Annotated in this window: 20 protein-coding genes; 9 read left to right on the top strand and 11 right to left on the bottom strand. The window is 69.9% G+C overall.

Annotation, left to right across the window (positions count from 1 at the left end):
- Positions 1–63: 63 nt before the first annotated feature.
- Positions 64–933 (top strand): hypothetical protein, encoded by an 870-nt coding sequence (locus YIM_RS26835; protein WP_194239757.1) that lies wholly within the window; start codon positions 64–66, stop codon positions 931–933.
- Positions 934–1,001: 68 nt separating this feature from the next.
- Here YIM_RS26835 and YIM_RS26840 read toward each other — a convergent pair whose 3' ends face one another.
- The 3 genes from YIM_RS26840 to YIM_RS26850 are packed head-to-tail and all read right to left on the bottom strand — an operon-like array spanning position 1,002 to position 3,458.
- The gene (locus tag YIM_RS26840; RefSeq protein WP_228005031.1) at positions 1,002–1,664 is read right to left on the bottom strand and encodes a thioesterase II family protein; all 663 of its coding nucleotides are present in this window, start codon (positions 1,662–1,664) and stop codon (positions 1,002–1,004) included.
- 7 nt (positions 1,665–1,671) lie between these two features.
- On the bottom strand, positions 1,672–2,457 hold the full coding sequence (locus tag YIM_RS26845; RefSeq protein ID WP_153032975.1) for an ABC transporter permease: 786 nt from the start codon (positions 2,455–2,457) through the stop codon (positions 1,672–1,674).
- Positions 2,454–3,458 (bottom strand): ATP-binding cassette domain-containing protein, encoded by a 1,005-nt coding sequence (locus tag YIM_RS26850; protein WP_153032976.1) that lies wholly within the window; start codon positions 3,456–3,458, stop codon positions 2,454–2,456. Before YIM_RS26850 ends, YIM_RS26845 begins: the two co-directional genes overlap by 4 nt.
- A 200-nt stretch (positions 3,459–3,658) precedes the next feature.
- Here YIM_RS26850 and YIM_RS26855 point away from each other — a divergent pair, with 200 nt between their 5' ends.
- Positions 3,659–4,081, top strand: a complete 423-nt coding sequence (locus YIM_RS26855; protein ID WP_153032977.1) for an SCP2 sterol-binding domain-containing protein — start codon at positions 3,659–3,661, stop codon at positions 4,079–4,081.
- Between the two features lie 9 nt (positions 4,082–4,090).
- Here YIM_RS26855 and YIM_RS26860 read toward each other — a convergent pair whose 3' ends face one another.
- The gene (locus YIM_RS26860) at positions 4,091–5,623 is read right to left on the bottom strand and encodes an AMP-binding protein (RefSeq protein WP_194239758.1); all 1,533 of its coding nucleotides are present in this window, start codon (positions 5,621–5,623) and stop codon (positions 4,091–4,093) included.
- Between the two features lie 760 nt (positions 5,624–6,383).
- Here YIM_RS26860 and YIM_RS26865 point away from each other — a divergent pair.
- The gene (locus YIM_RS26865; protein ID WP_194239759.1) at positions 6,384–7,013 is read left to right on the top strand and encodes a response regulator transcription factor; all 630 of its coding nucleotides are present in this window, start codon (positions 6,384–6,386) and stop codon (positions 7,011–7,013) included.
- Positions 7,014–7,021: 8 nt separating this feature from the next.
- On the opposite strand, the gene YIM_RS26870 is transcribed toward YIM_RS26865, so the two are convergent.
- The 6 genes from YIM_RS26870 to YIM_RS26885 all read right to left on the bottom strand — a co-directional run bounded on the left by YIM_RS26870 (position 7,022) and on the right by YIM_RS26885 (position 10,067).
- Positions 7,022–7,840 (bottom strand): alpha/beta fold hydrolase, encoded by an 819-nt coding sequence (locus tag YIM_RS26870; RefSeq protein WP_194239760.1) that lies wholly within the window; start codon positions 7,838–7,840, stop codon positions 7,022–7,024.
- 96 nt (positions 7,841–7,936) lie between these two features.
- Positions 7,937–8,155 (bottom strand): hypothetical protein, encoded by a 219-nt coding sequence (locus YIM_RS50110; RefSeq protein WP_370468888.1) that lies wholly within the window; start codon positions 8,153–8,155, stop codon positions 7,937–7,939.
- On the bottom strand, positions 8,140–8,316 hold the full coding sequence (locus tag YIM_RS49725) for an alpha/beta hydrolase (RefSeq protein WP_255462689.1): 177 nt from the start codon (positions 8,314–8,316) through the stop codon (positions 8,140–8,142). Before YIM_RS49725 ends, YIM_RS50110 begins: the two co-directional genes overlap by 16 nt.
- A gap of 251 nt (positions 8,317–8,567) precedes the next feature.
- Positions 8,568–9,083: an alpha/beta fold hydrolase gene (locus YIM_RS49350; protein WP_228004041.1), complete on the bottom strand. Its 516-nt coding sequence runs from the start codon at positions 9,081–9,083 to the stop codon at positions 8,568–8,570.
- Between the two features lie 276 nt (positions 9,084–9,359).
- A complete protein-coding gene (locus YIM_RS26880) occupies positions 9,360–9,839 on the bottom strand; it encodes a Clp protease N-terminal domain-containing protein (RefSeq protein WP_153032981.1) in 480 nt (159 codons plus the stop codon).
- Between the two features lie 18 nt (positions 9,840–9,857).
- Positions 9,858–10,067 carry a helix-turn-helix domain-containing protein gene (locus tag YIM_RS26885; protein ID WP_228004042.1) on the bottom strand — a complete coding sequence of 70 codons (210 nt, stop codon included), beginning with the start codon at positions 10,065–10,067 and terminating at the stop codon, positions 9,858–9,860.
- Positions 10,068–10,212: 145 nt separating this feature from the next.
- Here YIM_RS26885 and YIM_RS26890 point away from each other — a divergent pair, with 145 nt between their 5' ends.
- Both YIM_RS26890 and YIM_RS26895 read left to right on the top strand, forming a co-directional pair.
- Positions 10,213–10,854, top strand: a complete 642-nt coding sequence (locus tag YIM_RS26890) for a formylglycine-generating enzyme family protein (protein ID WP_153037275.1) — start codon at positions 10,213–10,215, stop codon at positions 10,852–10,854.
- Between the two features lie 136 nt (positions 10,855–10,990).
- Positions 10,991–11,794, top strand: a complete 804-nt coding sequence (locus tag YIM_RS26895) for a family 16 glycosylhydrolase (RefSeq protein WP_153032982.1) — start codon at positions 10,991–10,993, stop codon at positions 11,792–11,794.
- Here the strand turns inward: YIM_RS26895 and YIM_RS49355 are convergent, their stop codons facing one another.
- Positions 11,795–12,610, bottom strand: coding sequence for a thermonuclease family protein (locus YIM_RS49355; protein ID WP_228004043.1), 816 nt, complete (start codon positions 12,608–12,610; stop codon positions 11,795–11,797).
- A gap of 249 nt (positions 12,611–12,859) precedes the next feature.
- Here YIM_RS49355 and YIM_RS26905 point away from each other — a divergent pair, with 249 nt between their 5' ends.
- The 4 genes from YIM_RS26905 (at position 12,860) to ssuE (ending at position 17,662) form a co-directional block, all read left to right on the top strand.
- On the top strand, positions 12,860–14,518 hold the full coding sequence (locus YIM_RS26905) for a 3'-5' exonuclease (protein ID WP_153032983.1): 1,659 nt from the start codon (positions 12,860–12,862) through the stop codon (positions 14,516–14,518).
- Between the two features lie 229 nt (positions 14,519–14,747).
- Positions 14,748–15,872, top strand: coding sequence for a dimethylsulfone monooxygenase SfnG (gene sfnG / locus YIM_RS26910; RefSeq protein ID WP_153032984.1), 1,125 nt, complete (start codon positions 14,748–14,750; stop codon positions 15,870–15,872).
- Positions 15,869–17,092, top strand: coding sequence for an acyl-CoA dehydrogenase family protein (locus tag YIM_RS26915; protein ID WP_153032985.1), 1,224 nt, complete (start codon positions 15,869–15,871; stop codon positions 17,090–17,092). The genes sfnG and YIM_RS26915 overlap by 4 nt, the downstream gene beginning before the upstream one ends.
- Positions 17,093–17,107: 15 nt before the next feature.
- Positions 17,108–17,662, top strand: coding sequence for an NADPH-dependent FMN reductase (gene ssuE, locus YIM_RS26920; protein WP_153032986.1), 555 nt, complete (start codon positions 17,108–17,110; stop codon positions 17,660–17,662).

Here is a 17,662-nt window from a genome sequence, read left to right on the forward strand (position 1 = left end):
CCCGGAGCGGTCGCGGTGCTCCGATTACAGGTGACCCGACGTCTGCCGACGAGGAGCAAACCGATGAGACCTCCGCCGCACGGGCAGCGCAAGCGCAGGCGGCTGCTCAGTCTCCTGCCACTGGCCGCCGTGCTGGTCGCGGCCGGGATCTTCGTGATCTCGACCCGTACCCAGGCCATCTCGCCGGTCGGCACGCCCGTCACACTGGAGATGGCGCTCGCCGCGTACCGCGCGAACCCCGGAGCGCTCCGCGACGACATCGGGCAGACGGCCCTGCCCGTGGCCGCGCGGCCGGAGGTGGGCGGGTTCACCGTGCCGAAGGGCGGCGTGTACTCCTACCGCACCACGGGCCAGGACTCGATCATCTACAACGGCGACAGCTACCAGCGGCCGTTCCCCCCGCTCACCCACGCCACCGTGCACCCCGCCGGCGGCTGCGTCTGGGAGCTGTACTTCACCCCGATCAGCGAGCACCAGGACGCACACCGGCAGTGCAGCGCCCCCGGCGAGTACCTGTGCCTGGCGCACATGCAGAAGGTGAGCTTCGCCGGCATCGAAGGCGACGAGACACACCGCTGCGACCCGGCGATGATCCAGGTCGGCGGGAACGCGACCAAGGCGGGCGGCAAGGAGGAGACCGTCTGCGTGGCCCACGGCAACCGGGCCAGGATCGTGATCAAGTACCTCGGCCAGGAGACGATCACCGTGGAGGGCGTGCCGAGACCCGCCCACCGGGTGCAGATCGACAGCTTCGTCAACGGCGACGGCCTCGATGGCTCGGCGGTGGCCGACGCCTGGTTCGACGTGGAGGACGGCCTCTACCTGAAACTCGTCCGCAGCGCGGACGTCAATGTCGACCGCGGTGGCGGCAACAAGGGCACCTACCGCGTCGAAGCCGGTTACGACCTGGTCTCCCGCACCCCCCAGGTCTGAACTGGCGCACCCCACGGAGGCGCGGAAGAGGACTTACCCCATCCTCTTCCGCGCCTCTGGCGGGTTCTTCAGCGCGGGACACCGGCCCGGTCGATCAGGTCGAGCACCGCCGCGGTCCGCTCGGTCAGGAAGAAGTGCCCGCCGGTGAACTCGTGCACGGCGAAGCCGCCGGTGGTGTGCAGCCGCCAGGCGGCGACCCCGTCGGCCGGTGCGCGCTCGTCCTCCGTACCGGCCAGCGCCACCACGTCGCAGTCCAGCGGCTGGCCCGCCGTGTACCGGTAGGTCTCCGCGGCGCGGAACTCGGCCCGCAACCTGTCTTCGACGGCCAGTCGCAGTTCGGCGTCTTCGGCCAGCTCGTCCGGAGTGCCCCCGAGTCGCCGGACCTCGGCCCAGAACTCCGCCCGGGGCAGCGCGTGCAGCTCCCGGCCGGGGCTGGGCAGGTGCGGAGCCACGTGACCGGAGGCGAACAGCAGCCCGGGGCCGCGCCGGCCGGCGCGGCGGAGCAGGCGAATGGTCTCGAACGCCACCAGCGCGCCCATGCTGTGCCCGAAGAACATCGCCCCGTCCGCGACGTCCGCCAGCCGGTCCGCGCAACTCCTGGCCATCTCGGTGAGTTCGCCGGCCGCTTCGCAGGACACGACGCGCACTTCCGCGCGGAACGCGAGCGGCGCGGCCCACGAGCGGTAGAGCGTGCCGGTGCCGCCGGCGTGCGGGAAGCAGAACAGCCGCATCACCGGGTCAGTCCTCGACCAGCCGCCGGAAGCTCGGCACCACGATGAGCTGGGTCAGCACGGTGAGCACGAGCAGGACGAGTCCGGCCCGCAGCAGCGCGGTGTCCGTCGAACCCTCCAGCGGGCCGGTCATCAGCGCGCGCAGTCCCTCGATGACGTAGGTGAACGGATTCCACGCCGACACCGTCTCCAGCCAGTCCTGCAGCAGGAACGGCGGCGCCGCCGCCGGGCTGGCGAACAACAGCAGCACCGACAGCGGTGCCATGGCCAGCGGGGCCTGCGGGTTGCCCGTGCGCAGCGCGACCACGTAGAACAACCCGCCGTAGGCCACCGACCACACGCAGCAGAACACCAGCAGGCCGAGCACGCCGAGCCAGCCGTGGTCGATCCGGGCGCCGAGCACCACGCTGACCACCAGCACCACGGCCACCGCGGGGATCACCCTGATCGCGTCGAAGAGCAGGCGGGAGAGCAGGATCGACAGCGGCCGCACCGGTTGCAGGCGGAGCCGGTCCAGGAAGCCGGTCTGCGCGTCCAGCATGAGCGCCGTGGCCGAGTACCCGGAACCCATCATGCCGGTGAACAGCAGCAGTCCCGGTGCCATGTACGCGGCGTACGGCCGCACGGGGAACCCGGGGATGAAGGCCATCCGCTCGTAGCTGGAAGCGACCAGGGTGATCAGGAACAGCGGGAAGAGCACCGGGAAGATGAACGCGATGACCGGGCTGCGCACGCCTTCCCGCAGGTTCCGGCGCAACAGCGCGACAGTTCCCGGTACCACGGCCCCGTTCATCGCCCGCCCTCCCGCTTCGTCACGATGGTGCGGCCGATCGCGGCGACGCCCGCGGCCGTCCCGCTGGTGGTGCCGCTGTCCACCCGGTCTCCGGTGAGCCGCACGAACACGTCTTCGATCGTCGGTTCGGACAGCGCCAGCCGCGACGGGGCAAGGCCCCGGTCGCGCAGTTCGGCGAGCAGTTCCGGCAGCTCGTCCTCACGGGCGGAAAGGTCGACCTCACAACGGTTCCCGGACTCGCGAAGCCGGTCGGCGCCGAACAACCCGGCCAGTGCGCCGCGTTCCTCGGCGGTGGCCCCGAGCACGGTCAGCACCCGTCCGCCGATGCCGTGCTTGAGCCCTCTCGGCGTGTCCAGTACCGCGATCCGGCCCTGCCCGAGGATGGCGATCCGGTCGCACAGCTCGTCCGCCTCGTCGAGGTACTGGGTGGTGAGGAAGACCGTGCCCCCGCCGGCCCGGTAATCGCGGACGAAGTCCCACAGCGCCCGCCTGCTCTGGGGATCGAGCCCGGTGGTGGGCTCGTCGAGGAAGAGCAGTCCCGGTTCGTGCACCAGTGCCATCGCGGTGTCCAGCCGCCGCCTCATGCCGACGGTGTAGGTGGCCACCAGCTTGCTCGCGACACCGGTCAGGCCGAACTGCTCCAGCAGCCCGTCCACGCGCCGCCTGCCCGCCGCGCCGGTGATCCGGTGCAACGTGGTCGCCAGTTCCAGGTGTTCCCGGCCGGTCATCAGCTCGTCCAGCGCCGCCTGCTGCAGCGACAGCCCGACGTGGCGGCGCACCTCGTCGCGGTGGCTGGTCAGATCGAAGCCGAGCACGCTCGCGCGCCCGGAGCTCGGCCTGGTGAGTGTGGCCAGCACGCGCACCGTGGTCGTCTTCCCGGCGCCGTTGCGGCCGAGGTAACCGAAGATCTCGCCCGGCTGGACCACAAAGGTCAGGCCGTCGAGAGCGGCGGTACCGTCCGGGTAGACCTTGCCGAGTTCCTGCACATCGATGGCCGACACCGGTTCAGCCTGGCCCGGACCGCCCGGTGCGGCGAGAGCAGATCAACCGCCCCCTTGGTGCGGACCACCCGGTACCCGGCCGGGTAGCCGGACGAGGTCCCCATCCACGTCACGCGGACGGCAAGCCGCCCGGGGCTTCGACTTCGCCCGCCGTCGGCCTTAGGTCGGTACGCACAGACGTCGGACGCACTGGAGGAGCGATGGCGGTTTTTCCGAGCCGGGAATGGCTTGAAGTGTACGTCGCGAAGATCAACGAATCGGCGGACTTCGAAGCGGCCGCGCGCACCTTCGCCGCCGATATCTCGTTCGTCTTCGAGGCGGAACCGGACAACGGGGTCCCGCGGGACATCTGGTGCAAGACGGAGTTCGCCGACGGCAAGTGCCTTTCGGCGGACTACGGCGTACCGGAGGCGGAGGGCCGGACGGCGGCTTTCATCATCCAGGCACCGTATTCGCGGTGGAAGGACGTGATCGGCGGCAAGATCGATCCGATCGAGAGCATGCTCGACGGGGACCTCGCGGTCACCGGTCACCTGCCCACCCTGCTGCGCTACGTCCGTGCCACCGACGAGCTGGTCGGCCTGGCCGCGACGGCGGCGAGCGGGTTCATCGACGAGCCGTGAGCACGGCGGTCACCGGACGGCGTGCGCGACGGCGAGTTCACCGGCGGTGTACCGATCGCGGCAGAGCCGGCGCTGGCGCTTGCCCGAGGTGGTCTTGGGCAGCGTGCCCGCCTTGACCATGACCACCTCGTGCGGCGCGTGCTCGACGGTGCGCCGCAGGTGGTCGAACAGGGCGGCGCCGATCGACGGCAGCGCTCCGGCGCCGCCGTTGCCCTCGGCGACCACCACCATGCGTTCCTCGTCCGGCAGCGCGAAAGCGATCACGTTGCCGGCGCGCACGCCGGCCACCTGTTCGGCCACGGTTTCGTAGTCCTCGGCGTACAGGTTGCGCCCGCCCACGATGATCATGTCCTTGATCCGCCCGCAGACGTAGAGTTCACCGTCTTCGAGAAAGCCGAGATCGCCGGTGGCGAACCAGCCGTCCGCCGATTTCGCGCTCTCCCGGGCGTCCCAGTAGCGGTCAAGCACCCCCGGTCCGCGCACGTGGAGCTCGCCGACCGCACCCTCCGGCAGGTCCACCCCCTCCTCCGTCCTGATCACCACCTCGGTGTCCGCGAGCGGCCTGCCGCAGGACGGCAGGGCGCGATCGGGACGCGCCAGCCCGGTGGCCGGCGGTGCCGGCGGCGGGGGCGACAGCCGGATGGGCTCCCGCGGATCCGCGGCCGTCACCACGAGCGTGGTTTCCGCCATGCCGTAGGTCGGGCACAGCGCTTCGGGGCGCATTCCGGCGGCCACGAACACCGGGAGCGACTCCTCGATCATCGCCGTGGTCACCGGTTCCGCCCCGTTGATCGCCACCCGCAGCCCCGACAGGTCGAGCGGGCGCGGGCGCAGCCGCTGCGCCCGCGCGGCCAGCCGGTAGGCCGAATTGGGCCCCGAGGTGACCGCCGCCCGGTACCGGCTCACTGTGTCCAGCCAGGACGCCGGCTGCCGGACGAACGTCCCGGTGGCGAGCACGACCACGTCGAGCCCGTTGGCGAGCAGCCCGGTCACCGAGACGATCCCCATGTCGTGGAAGAAGGGCAGCCAGCTCACGTAGCGCTCACCCGGCTCCAGCCCCAGCGCGTCCATGCACCGGCGGACGTTGCCGACGAGCTGTCCGTGAGTGACCGGCACGGCTTTCGCGGCGCCCGTGGTGCCGGAGGTGAACTGGAGCAGGCCGAACTGATCCGCGTCCGGCACCGGCGGAACCGCCGCACCGGGCACGGTCAGCTCGCTCAGCGCCCGGACCGGGACAGGCAGCCGGGCCGCCAGCACGCCGGCGGCGTCGTCCTCGGCCACCAGGCAGGCGGGACGGCACGCTTGGATCCGGCCGCGGAGCGAAACGGCGTCGCGTTCGGCGCCGTCTCTCGGCGAAACGGCGAGCACCACCGGGACCGCGCCGAGCCGCCAGATTCCGAAGAGCGTTACGAGCATTCGCAGTGAAGTCGGCGAATAAAGGCAAACCCGATCGCCCTGGCGCACCCCGGCGGCGGCCAGCGCACCGGCGACCAATACCGCTCGGTCGGCCAGTTCCGGCAGGGTCAGTGTGCTCGGCCGCAATGCGCCATCGACAAAAGTGAGCGATCTGCCCGCCGGTTGCCGGTGAATTGCTTCCGGTATGGAAATTTCCGCCCGGCCGGTCACCCACCGCGCAGCTCGCATAACGCACCGTCCCCGCTTCCCGTCGGCTTCGCGGGAATTATCCGGCCGGCTCCGCGTCGGCCAAAAGATCTATCGAGGTAGCGCTGCGAAGCCGTCAACACACCGTGGAATAGTGGCCGTTCGGCCACGCCGATCGGCGTGCCGAATCGATCAGTTCGACACTCTGCCACCGCCCGGAGCGAATACCTCCGGCAATGCTGTGATCAAGGGTTCCCCGGCGATCGTTACACTGATTGGGCCATTGCACACCCCTCGCCACTTGGTTACCTTGAAGCTTCTACTAGCGCTGTCTAGTAGAACGGCCTGTTGGGGGGTGGCACCAAGGCGCGTCCATGAGTGACCGCCGGACACCTAATCAAGCAAACGCACGACGATTTCCGAATCTGCAGGTGCGGACGGTCGCCTGCCGCTGTTGGTGCAGCGTCTGCGAGCTCGACGAATACTCGGGGGTACGTCGTGCGGGCGGTAAGACTGCACATCTTTTCCGCAAACTTCCAGAACTGCGCGCCGGTCAGTTGTACTGGCCGACAGTTCAACAGAAGTCGAACGACAGGAATCCACAGCGTCGCACGAAGACCGGAGGTACCACCCGATGCGAGAATTACCCGCGCCCAGATCTCCGCACCCCGAACCGTATCTGCAGCCGGTGACTGTACTGGTGGCCACTCCGAATGAAATGGTGAAGACCGGCCTCAGCACCATGCTCCACGCACTGCCCACGGTGGGCCGGGTGCTCAGCGAGCCGCCCCACCGCGCGGCGATCCGCACCCGTGCCGACTCGGTGGACGTGGTGATCCTGCCCTCCGCCGAGCACGCCGACGAACCCCTGCGGGAGCTGGCTCTCGAGTGCTCCACCAGCGGGGCGAAGGTCCTGTTCGTGCTCACCAGCACCGATCAGGAGGACCTCGCCGAGGCCACCACGCTGCCCGCCGACGGCTTCCTGCTGCAGAACGAGCTGACCACGGAGAAGCTGGACGACGCGCTGCAGAAGGTGTCCAACGGCGACCTCGCCATGCCGGAGACCATGACCCGGCAACTGCTCTCCCGCGTCCGCAAGACCGGCCGGAGCAACGGCACGCGGCCCGTCCTGCTCACGCCGAGGGAGCACCAGGCACTGACGTTGCTCGCCGAGGGGCTGAGCAACAAGCAGATCGCCCGCAAACTCGGCGTTTCCGAGCACGGGGCGAAGCGGCACGTGGCCAACGTGCTGGCGAAGCTGAACAGCCCGAACCGGACGCTCGCGGTCGCCATCGCGTTGAAGGAAGGGCTTATCGAACAGCCGATCTGAAGCCGCGGTCAGCCGGGCACCACGTCGACGAAAGCCCGGACGGCGCGCCGCACCTCACCCGGGTTCTCGCACGGCGGCGTGTGCCCGACCCCGGGCAACTCGACCAGTCTGGCATCGGGCAGCGCGGCCGCGTACTGCCGCGCGACCCGGATCCGGATCGGCACGTCCGCCTGCCCGTGGATGACCAGAACGGGCAGGCGGAGTTCAGCCAGCCGGTCCGAGAGATCACCGCGGCGGTAGACCGAGTAGCACGCCTGCGCGATGCCCGGCCCGGTGAGCGTGGTGAAGTGGCGCTCCCAGTTCTGCCCGCCCTGGCTGCCGCGGAACCGGGGTGCGAAGTTCAGCCGGGCGATCATCTGCGCGAGGTCGGCGCTCATCCCGTGCTCCAGCACCGTTTCCACCATGGCCTCGAACGGGCGCGCCGTGTTCACCGGTTCCGCGTAGGGTTGCGTGGAGATCAGCACCAGCCCGCGAGCCAGTGCCGGGTGCGCGAGGGCGAGGCGCAGCGCTTTCATTCCTCCCATGGAGTGTCCGATCCAAATCGCCGGACGGTCGCCGCACAGGGACCGGTAGCGCGCGGCGGTCGCCGCCACCTCCTGTTCGAGGGTGTACGCGGCTTCCCGCGGCGGGGACTGCCCGTGCCCCGGCGCGTCCACGGCGATGGTCAGGTGGTCGCGCGCCAACTCGTCGACGAGCGGATCCCACACCCGGCTGTCGGTGAGGAGGCCGTGCAGCAGCACGACCGGCTTTCCCTGGCCGCGGCAGTGCACTCCGAGCGACCACCCGGGCGTTCCGGTCGCCGAGGTCTCGGCGGTCCTGCTTCTCATGGCACCCAGCCTGCGCGCGAGTGGCCACCGGGACCAGTTTCGGTCGACCACCATGTTCGGCGGACCCCATAGCACTGACCGAACAGGGCGGCCCGGCTACCAGGCAACCGTCGCCGGTGAGAATGGCGGCGACAGCGCATCGTCCACCCGGAGCTCACCCAGCTCGAGTGTCCACCCACCGGAGATGGGCGGGAGTGAGCATCTGACACAAGCCCCGCCGAATGGTTCCGACTCCGCCACTCGGTCCGCGTGGCAGGTGATGTCGGTGCCGGGCAGGGTGCCGTCGCGGAGGTAGGTGTTCACCGCGTTCTGCACGCAGGTGTTGGCAACCGGCCGAAGATGCCGTGCATCCGCACATCCTGCAGGGTGACCAGACGGGAAGCGGGCATCGCCCGGTGCAGGTTCACCCCTTCCCGGTAGACGGTGCGGGTGTCGCGTGTGGACTGGAGAATGAGGGCGGGGGCATTGTTGTGCACGACCGTCCGCCCGAAAAACCGGCTGATCGGCTCGGCTGCGCTGGATCTCGCGCCAGTACCATTCCGGATCCCGCGGCCGGCCAATCAGCATGAAGCGCAGCTCGTCGTCGAAGTCCTTGGTCGGCTGGACCGGCTTTCCCGCGGACGCGTCGGCGATCTGCCGCACCCGCTGGGACAGGTGCGCGTTGTAGCGGGCATCGAACAGCAGCGTGAACAGCGTCATGGGCAGGAAACGTTCGTCGAGGAAGTGCTCACCGATGCGGATCGGCGAGCCGGCAGCCTGCCTGATCAGGCCCCTCGACCAGAGCCCGCACCTGCTCTCCGGTGGCACCGAGGTGGTACTCAGCGCCGCGGGCCGCGGTCCAGTTCGCCCAGTCGTCGAGCGCGGCCTCGTTGAACGGCGCGCTTTCCTGATCGACCCGGTCGCCGCGGTGCGGGAACATCTGGGTGAAGACCGCGCCGAGATAGGTGCCGTAGGAGTAACCGAGGTAGGACACCTTCGCCTCGCCCAGAGCGCCGCGGATGACGTCCACGTCCCGCGCGGTGTTGCGGGTGGTGATGTGGGCGATCCTGTCGCCTTCCGTCCGCGCACACCGCCGGGCGAGATCGGCCTGAGTCCGTACCGCGTTGTCGAAGTCCGCCCTGTCCAGCCCGGCCGACCAGAGCATGTGCCCGATGGGCCACGCGCAGTCGATCGCCGCGCTCCGCCCGATGCCCCTCGGATCCATGCCGATCAGGTCATAGCGCGAGGACACCTCGGCAGTCATCGCACCTTTGATGTGCAGCATGAACTGCAGGCCCGCGCCGGTTCTCGGTGTCGGTCGCCTTGAGCCGTGAGATCGCCACCTGGATCGTGCGCCCCCGCGGCATCGAGTAGTCCAACGGCACCGTGACCTCGGCACACTGGGCGCCCGCCTGGTCCAGCGCGGCATCCCCGCAGGCCGCCCATTCGACGTCCTGCTGGTAAAAACGAGCCAGACCTTGTCTTCCTCTGAAAAAGCACGCCGGTCACCGACGCCGAATGAGACGCCCGCCGCTGGTCGCTACTCGCCCTCGGTGGTGAGCGCACGCAGTACGCGCGCCCTCAGCTCGACCTGATCGATACCTGCCATCGCGAGCGCGCGGGCCACGGTGCCCACCTCGGCCCGCAGCACGCCGAACAGCAGATGCATCGGCCGCAGATCCTGCTTGCGAGTCACAGACGCGAGGCCTCGTTCCAGCACGAGCTTGGCCGACGCACCCATCTTCGGCCGCGCCGACCTGCCCGTTGGCGGAGGAAAGTCGAAGGCGGCACGAGACACACCGACCGTGCTCAGGCTGTACTCGAACTCCCGGTCCAGCGCGTCACGAACCGCCCGGTAGTCGACCCCGGCCGCGGAAAGGATCTCATGCGTCCCGGATTCCCGCTCGCCCGCGATCGCCAGCAGGAGATGCTGCGCCTCGATCGTCGCCGATCCTTCATCGCGGGCCTCTTTCTCCGCCAGCACGATGATGGCGTCGAGGTAGGTGTCGAACGCGGTCATCGTTGCGCCTCCTCAGCTTCACTCCGGCGGCAATGAGTCGCTTGGCATGTTTTTGTGCACTGCTTGACGGGTGAGCCCGAGCGCCTCCGCGACCTGCGGCCAACTCCAGCCGGCGCGCATGGCCTGCTCGACCGCCGCGTCCTCCAGCCGATCGGCCAGCCTTCGCAACGCCACCACGGCCGCCAGTCCGTCCCCGGGCTCCTGGGGCACGGGAACCTCATCAGTCATGTAAGCAACCGAAGTTGACTAACTCGCTAGTCAACCGAAGTTGCCAACTTGCGGCGCCGGCTCAGACGGCGGTCGCGGCGTTGCTCCAGGGCACGCGCCGGTACTTCCACCGGCTCGACCGCTAGAGTCGCCGCCCGTGGAGCCGATGATCGCGATCCCACCCGGCCGGGTGACCCTGTCCGACCGGCGCACGCAGCGCAGCTGGACCGTGGCGCTGCCGGCCTACCGGATCTCGGCGTTCCCGGTGACCCAGGAGCTGTACGCGGCGGTGACCGGCGAGCGGCCGAGCGCCGCCCGCGGCGACCGGCTGCCCGTCGAGAGCGTCTCGTGGCTCGACGCCGTCCGGTTCTGCAACGCACTGTCCGAGCGGGACGGCGTGAGGCCGGTGTACCGCCTCGAAGCCGACGCCGAGGACGTCGAATGGGACACCGGCGCCGACGGTTACCGGCTGCCGACCGAGGCCGAGTGGGAACACGCCTGCCGCGCGGGCAGCACCGGCCCGCGATACGGCCCGATCGACCAGATCGGCTGGTACCGCGGCAATTCCGGGGAACGCGTGCACGAGGTCGGCGGCAAGCGCCCGAACGCGTGGGGGCTGCACGACACGCTCGGCAACGTGTGGGAGTGGTGCTGGGACGTCTACGACGCCGAGGTATACGGCACCTACCGGGTGCTCCGCGGCGGCGGCTGGTTCGACGAGCACTGGAGCTGCCGCGCCTCGGTCCGGCGCCGCAGCCATCCCACCTTCCGGGTGGACGACGTCGGCTTCCGGCTGGCCCGGTCGTGACGCGCTTTGTGAGCGCTAACACCTGACCGGCGGATTGCGCGGGCGCGACGGTCGCAGCCAGTCTGAAAGCGCTTTCCTTCCCGTTGGCAGAACTGCCTGCTTGACAGAATTGCCTGTTCGACAGAGAGGTCGAGACATGGTCACGGACAGACGCCGCTTCCTCATCGCCGGTTCGGCCGGCCTGCTGGGCGCCGCGGTCGGCTTGCGCCCGGCCGCGGCGGCCACCTGGGAGACGGTGCTCAACGGCAGCTTCTCCGGTTATCCGGCACTCGAAGCCGCCTGGCACTACCGCTATCCCTGGGGTTCGGACCACAACGGCACCGCGCGGATGTACGGCAGCGCCTCCGACCACAACCACGTCTATCTCGAAGGTTCCGGCGTGCTGGTGCTCCGCGCGAGCCGGATCTCCTGGGACGAGGGCAACAGCAGCAAGGATCCGTACCTGCCGATCCACTACCACTCCGGCGCGTTGCACGCGAAGCAGCAAGTGGTGATCAGCGACCAGTTCCCGCAGTGGGAGGTGCGTGGCGAGTTCCAGGCACCGTCGGCCCGCGGCACCTGGCCCGCGTTCTGGCTCACCGGTGCGAACAGCTGGCCGCCGGAGAGCGACATCCTCGAGTACAAGGGCGACGCGCGGAACTGGTTCAACACCTACAAGAACGCCAGTGGCGGCTGGTCGAACACGATCGTCAACGTGAGCAATCCCGGCGGCTGGCACACCTACCGCGCGTGGATCGCGAAGGTCAGCGCCACCGACGCGGACATCCACTACTACCTCGACGGCAACTGGGTCGGCCAGCACCGGGCGGCGAACTTCGTGAACAAGCCGATGTGGATCATCCTGAACCTGCAGATGGAGGGTTCTTCGGGAGCACCGGGGCCGTCCGGCGACACCTTCTACCGCGCGCGCAACGTCTACGTCGGCCGGTCGCGCGCCTGATCATTCGCAGGCGACGCCGTCGTCGTCGCGGTCGAGCTGGGCCCGGTAGCCGGGGTCGCCGCGGTGCAGCGGCGCGGCCCCGGCGGCACGGGCGGCGTCGCAGTTCTTGTAGTACGCGGCGGCGGGCGGCGGGGTCTTGGTCGTGGTTTTGGTGGTGGTCTTGGGCGGTGCCACCGGCGCGGGCTGCGGCACGGGCACCGGCGCGGGTTCCGCCTTGGGCGCGCTGGTGATCACCCCGTGGCAGGGCGCCGCCCACAGCCCGAGCCCGGCCGCCTTGGCCGCGGATTCGGCGGAACGCAAGCCCGCGGCGGCGCTGCCGAGCGCCACGTCGGTGGCGTACTTGGCATGCCCGGTTTCCAGCGCCTTGGCCACGTAGTCGGTGCCGTCGGCCAGTGCCAGCGAGAGCACGACGTCCCTGGCGTCGTCCACCACCGCCAACACCTCCTTGCCGGCGAGCATCTGCTTCGCCCATTCGTAGGCCTCGGCACGGAAGCAGCTCTCGCCGGTCGGCGGCGGGGTTTCCAGACCGAGGACGCGCACGGTCTTCGCCCCCGTCGTGCCGGTCAGCTTGACGGTGTTGCCGTTGCCGACCTCGGTGACCACGTATTCGGCGGGCTGCGGGACCGCGCTCGCGGGGGTCGTCGTCGTGGGTGCGACGGTGACCGTCGGCGCGGCGGCCGGTGGGGCGTCGTCCGCGGGCGATTCACCGAAGATGAGGGCGATAACGAATAACACCCCGAAGACGGACAGGGTGACCTTGAGCCATTTCGGCAGACGGCCCTTCGAAGACTGTGGGATACCCGGATTCGTGCGCATGGGAATCGTTCCTCGGAATGTTTCGGTCGCGCCGGGCGGCGCGGAGCTTGTGCCCCACTTCCTCGTCCGGCGGCATCCTCTCGTTACGCTCCGGGTCGATATCACCGCCGCTTCACCCGTTCGCCACGCCTGACCAGCTATTTCTGCACTCAGTCACCCGTTCGGACGCGAACGGGTGACAGGGCGGGGAATGCCGTCACGTTTTCCGGTGGGGCTCGATCTCTCCACCGACGGAAGGCGGTGGGCAGGATGTCCGAACTGGTCAAACCGATCAGAATGACGAGGTCAGGCCATTTTCCCGCGGATTCCGGCGAATTCACCGCGCTCGGTTTCACCAGCACCGGCCTGCCCGGCCGGATCGTCGAATTCGCCGCGGTGCGGATGCGCGCGGACGGCACGGTGCTCGACGAGCTGTCCACGCTCGTCGGCGCGGCCCCGGCGCCCACGCTGGGTGAGATCGCCGGGAACTTCGTCGAGCTGTGCCGGGGCAGCGTGCTGGTCACGCACGACCTGTCGCACGAAACGCGGTTGCTGGCCGCCGAGTTGAGCAAGGCCGGGGTGCCGATGCCGATGCTGCCCGGCGTCTGCACCCTGGACGCGGCGCGCAGCGTGCTGCGGTTGCCGAACTACCGGCCGGCCACGGTGGCGCACGCGCTCGGCCTGGACAGCGACGGCTCGCAGACCGCGCTCGGCAGCGCCCGGTTGTGCGGCCGGATCCTGGCTTCGCTGATCGGCAGGCACCGGGTCGCACTGGGTGAGCAGCCGCGCTTCCGCCGTTTGCCGATCATCGCGCCGGGGCGGTTGCGGCCACGGGCGGACACCGCGCCGAGCGTTCAGGGCTGGAAAGGTGACCTGGTCGAACGCCTGCCGACGCCGACCGGTGACGCGCTGGAACGTTCGTACGCCGGTCTGCTCGCCGACGCCTTCGCCGACCACAAGCTCTCGCCGGACGAAGCCGCGATCCTGACCGGCCAGGCCTCCGCCGCCGGTCTGACCGGCCCGGTGCTGGCCCGGATCCACCTGGACTTTGTCGAGACCATGGTCACCCTGGCCAAGGCGGACGGTGTGGTGACGGCCGCCGAGGAACGGGACCTGAAGCAACTGGCGACGCTGCTCGGTGTGCCCGAGGTGGTGCGGGACCTGCGGCCCACCGGCCAGCCACGGCGCGTCCTGGTCCTGGGCACGACCCCGGCCGCGGACGCCCTGCGCGCCGCGATACTGGACGCCGGTGTGCAACTGGCGAGGAAGCTGACGGCTTCGGTCACGCACCTGATCCACGATGACGGCGTCTCCCCCGGTGAGCCCCGCCTCAGCCGCGCGCGGGAGTTGGGTGCCAGGGTCCTGCCCATCGCCGAGGCCGCCTCGGTGCTCTCCACCCCCACGCAACTCGATGCCTGCACCTCTCCCCGCGACAACTCGCACCCACCGCCTCCCCTCGGGGCGGCTCGTGCTTCCAACCACCACTCGCCCACGCCACTCGGCACTGCCCGTCCCGGCGCGGAGGCTGATTTTCGGGCCGATGCCGAAGCGACGCCCCCGACCGGGGCACCGGTTATTCCCTCGCCGCGGCCCGAGGCCGTGCGTCCGGCGGTGCCCAGTCCGCGTTCCCGGCCGGTCCCCGCCACCCAGCCGCCACCACGCCAGGCCAACCACCCGCCGGCTCCGGCGAAACCCGGGACCAGCCAAGCGAGCACTGCGACATCCGGGTCACCCGCGATCGCACAGAGTGCGCACGTGCGGGCCGGGGTGGCGACGATGGCCGTCGGCCTGTGCCTGATGGTTGTCACCGTGGTGGCCATGTTCAGCGGCGCTGGCGCGGTCTTCGGGTTGCTGTTCGGCGCGGTCGGCATCGGCGCACTGCTGTTCGGCAGGCGGGTCCACGACTCGACTCGATCCACTGTGGACTGACAAAGCCGGCCGATCGTACGCGCCGCAACGACCACGGCACACCGCCGTCCCGGGACGTGGACGGGCGATGACCGCGGCCGTCCGGCGTGCTTAGACTCCGCCCATGTCAACGCACCGGTGGAACTTCACGCGGCGGCGCCACCTCGATTTCGCGCGCATCGCCGGACAGGGTTGTCCGCGCTGAGCACACCTCGGCCACATCCCTTCCACCCCCGGGAGTTGCACGAACATGCCCGCAGCACATCATCTCGACGAACCACTCCGGTTCGCCTACTGGGTGCCCAACGTCAGCGGCGGCCTGGTGACGAGCAAGATCGAACAGCGCACCGACTGGAGTTACGACTACAACAAGCGCCTCGCCGTGCTCGCCGAGCACAACGGCTTCGAGTACGCCCTTTCCCAGGTCCGCTACATGGCCAGCTACGGCGCCGCCTACCAGCAGGAATCCACCAGTTTCAGCCTCGCCCTGCTGCTGGCGACCGAACGGCTGAAGGTGATCGCCGCGGTGCACCCCGGCCTGTGGCACCCCGCGGTGCTGGCCAAGCTGCTCACCACCGCCGACCACCTCTCCGGCGGCCGCGCCGCGGTGAACGTGGTCAGCGGCTGGTTCAAGGGCGAGTTCACCGCGCTCGGCGAACACTGGCTCGAACACGACGAGCGCTACCGCCGCGCCGAGGAGTTCATCCGCGTGCTCCGGGCCAGCTGGAGCGAGGACAGCGCCGAGTTCGCCGGTGACTTCTACCGCCTGCGTGGTTACGACCTCAAGCCGAAACCACTGCACCAGCCCGAAATCTTCCAGGGCGGCAACTCGACCGCGGCCAGGGCGATGGCCGGTCGTGTCTCCGACTGGTACTTCAGCAACGGCAAGGACTTCGACGGGGTCACCGAGCAGATCGACGAGGTCGGCCGGACCGCGCGGGAGCACGGTCGCACCGTCCGATTCGGACTCAACGCCTTCCTGATCGCCAGGGACACCGAAACCGAGGCGAAGGAAACGCTGCGCGAGATCGTGGCCAAGGCCGACGTCGACGCGGTGCACGGCTTCCGCGACGCGGTCCGCCAGGCCGGAAGCTCCACTTCGGACAAACGCGGCATGTGGTCGGATTCGGAGTTCGAGGATCTGGTGCAGTACAACGACGGCTTCCGCAGCAAGCTGATCGGCACCCCGGAGCAGATCGCCCACCGGATCGTCGAGTACAAGCGGCGCGGGGTGGACCTGCTGCTGCTCGGTTTCCTGCACTACCTCGAAGAGGTCGAGTACTTCGGCACGCACGTGCTGCCCATCGTCCGCGAACTGGAGGCCGGGCTGGTCCCCGGCGCCGGCACCCCGGAACCCGTGGGAGGACTCCGATGACCACCACCGCGCACACCGACTGGAGCACCCGGCCCGCGCCCGCCGACTCCGCCGGCTGGGTGGCCCGCGCGAGCGAGGTCGCCGCCGTGCTCGCCGCCGACGCGGTGGACCGGGAGCGCGCGGGCCGCACCCCGCACGCCGAGGTCCGGTTGCTCAAGGACGCCGGGCTGGTCACCCTGCTCGGCCCGACCGAGCACGGGGGCGGCGGACAGGACTGGACCACCGCGTACCGGGTGATCCGCGAGATCGCCACCGGCGACGGCTCGATCGGCCAGCTGATCGGCTACCACTACCTGTGGGCGTGGGCCGCGCGCCTGGTCGCCACCCCGGAACAGATAGCCGCGGTCGAAGAGCAGGCCACGCGCGAGCGCTGGTTCTTCGGCGGCGCGGTCAATCCCCGCGACAACGACCTCACCATCACCGACGAGGGCGACGAGATCGTCTTCAACGGCCGCAAGTCCTTCTCCACCGGCAGCAAAGTCTCCGACGTGACCGTGCTCGAAGGCGTGCTCACCGGCACGGACAAGCACATCTTCGCGATCGTGCCGTCCGCGCAGGAGGGCATCGTGTTCAACGACGACTGGGACAACCTCGGGCAGCGGCTCACCGAGAGCGGCAGCGTGGAGATCCGCGGTGTCCGCGTGCCGTGGGAACAGGCCGCGGGCTACGTGGGCAAGGAGTTCCGGCCGCGCACCTACAACACGCTCAACGTGCCGCTGATCCAGTTGGTGTTCACCAACTTCTACCTCGGCATCGCCCGCGGCGCGCTGACCACCGCGACCGCCTACACGCGGGACCGGACACGACCGTGGCCCTACGGCGGGGACAACAAGGAGTCCGCCACCGAGGAGTTCTACGTCCTCGACGCCTACGGCGATCTGCAGGCCAAGTTGTGGGCCGCGGAAGCACTCGCCGAACGCGCGGCGGCGGCGATCGAGGCGATCAACGCGCACGCGGACTCGGTCACCGAGGCCGAGCGCGGTGAGGCCGCGGTGGTGGTCGCCGCGGCCAAGCAGCGGGCCATCGACACCGGGCTGGAGATCGGCAGCAGGGTCTTCGAGGTGACCGGGGCCAGGGCCAGCGCGAACTCGGTCGGGCTGGACATCTTCTGGCGCAACATCCGCACGCACAGCCTGCACGACCCGGTGGCCTACAAGCGCGCCGAGGTCGGGCGGTACGCACTGCTCGGCGAACTGCCCGAGCCCACCTGGTACACCTGAGCGAAGGGGCCCGTCATGTCGTCGATCCTCGTGCTGTCCGGCAGTCCGTCGGCCACCTCGCGCACCGCCGCGCTGTCCGACCACCTCGCCGACCGGCTGCGCGCCCACGGGCACGCGGTCGGCGCGGTCCGGGTCCGCGATCTGCCCGCCGAACCGCTGGCGCACGGGCACGCGGCGGATCCGGCGATCGCGGAGGTGGTCGGCGCGATCGCGGCGGCGGACGGGCTGGTGGTGGCCTCGCCGGTGTACAAGGCGGCCTACAGCGGGCTGCTGAAACTGCTGCTCGACCTGCTGCCGCAGTTCGCGCTCGCGGGCAAGGTGGTGCTGCCGGTGGTCACCGGCGGCACCACCGCGCACGTGCTGGCCATCGACTACGCGCTGCGGCCGGTGCTGTCCTCGCTCGGCGCGGGACACATCGTGCCCGGCTGGTTCGTGCTGGACCGGCACATCGAGCCCGCGCCGGACGGGCTGCGGCTGGACCCGGCCACGGCCACCGAGCTGTACCGGGTGGTGGACGGGTTCTCCGCCGCACTCGGCCGTCCGCTGGTGGCAGCGTCTTCTACGGCATGA

The sequence above is a fragment of the Amycolatopsis sp. YIM 10 genome, assembly GCF_009429145.1.
Classification (GTDB): domain Bacteria; phylum Actinomycetota; class Actinomycetes; order Mycobacteriales; family Pseudonocardiaceae; genus Amycolatopsis.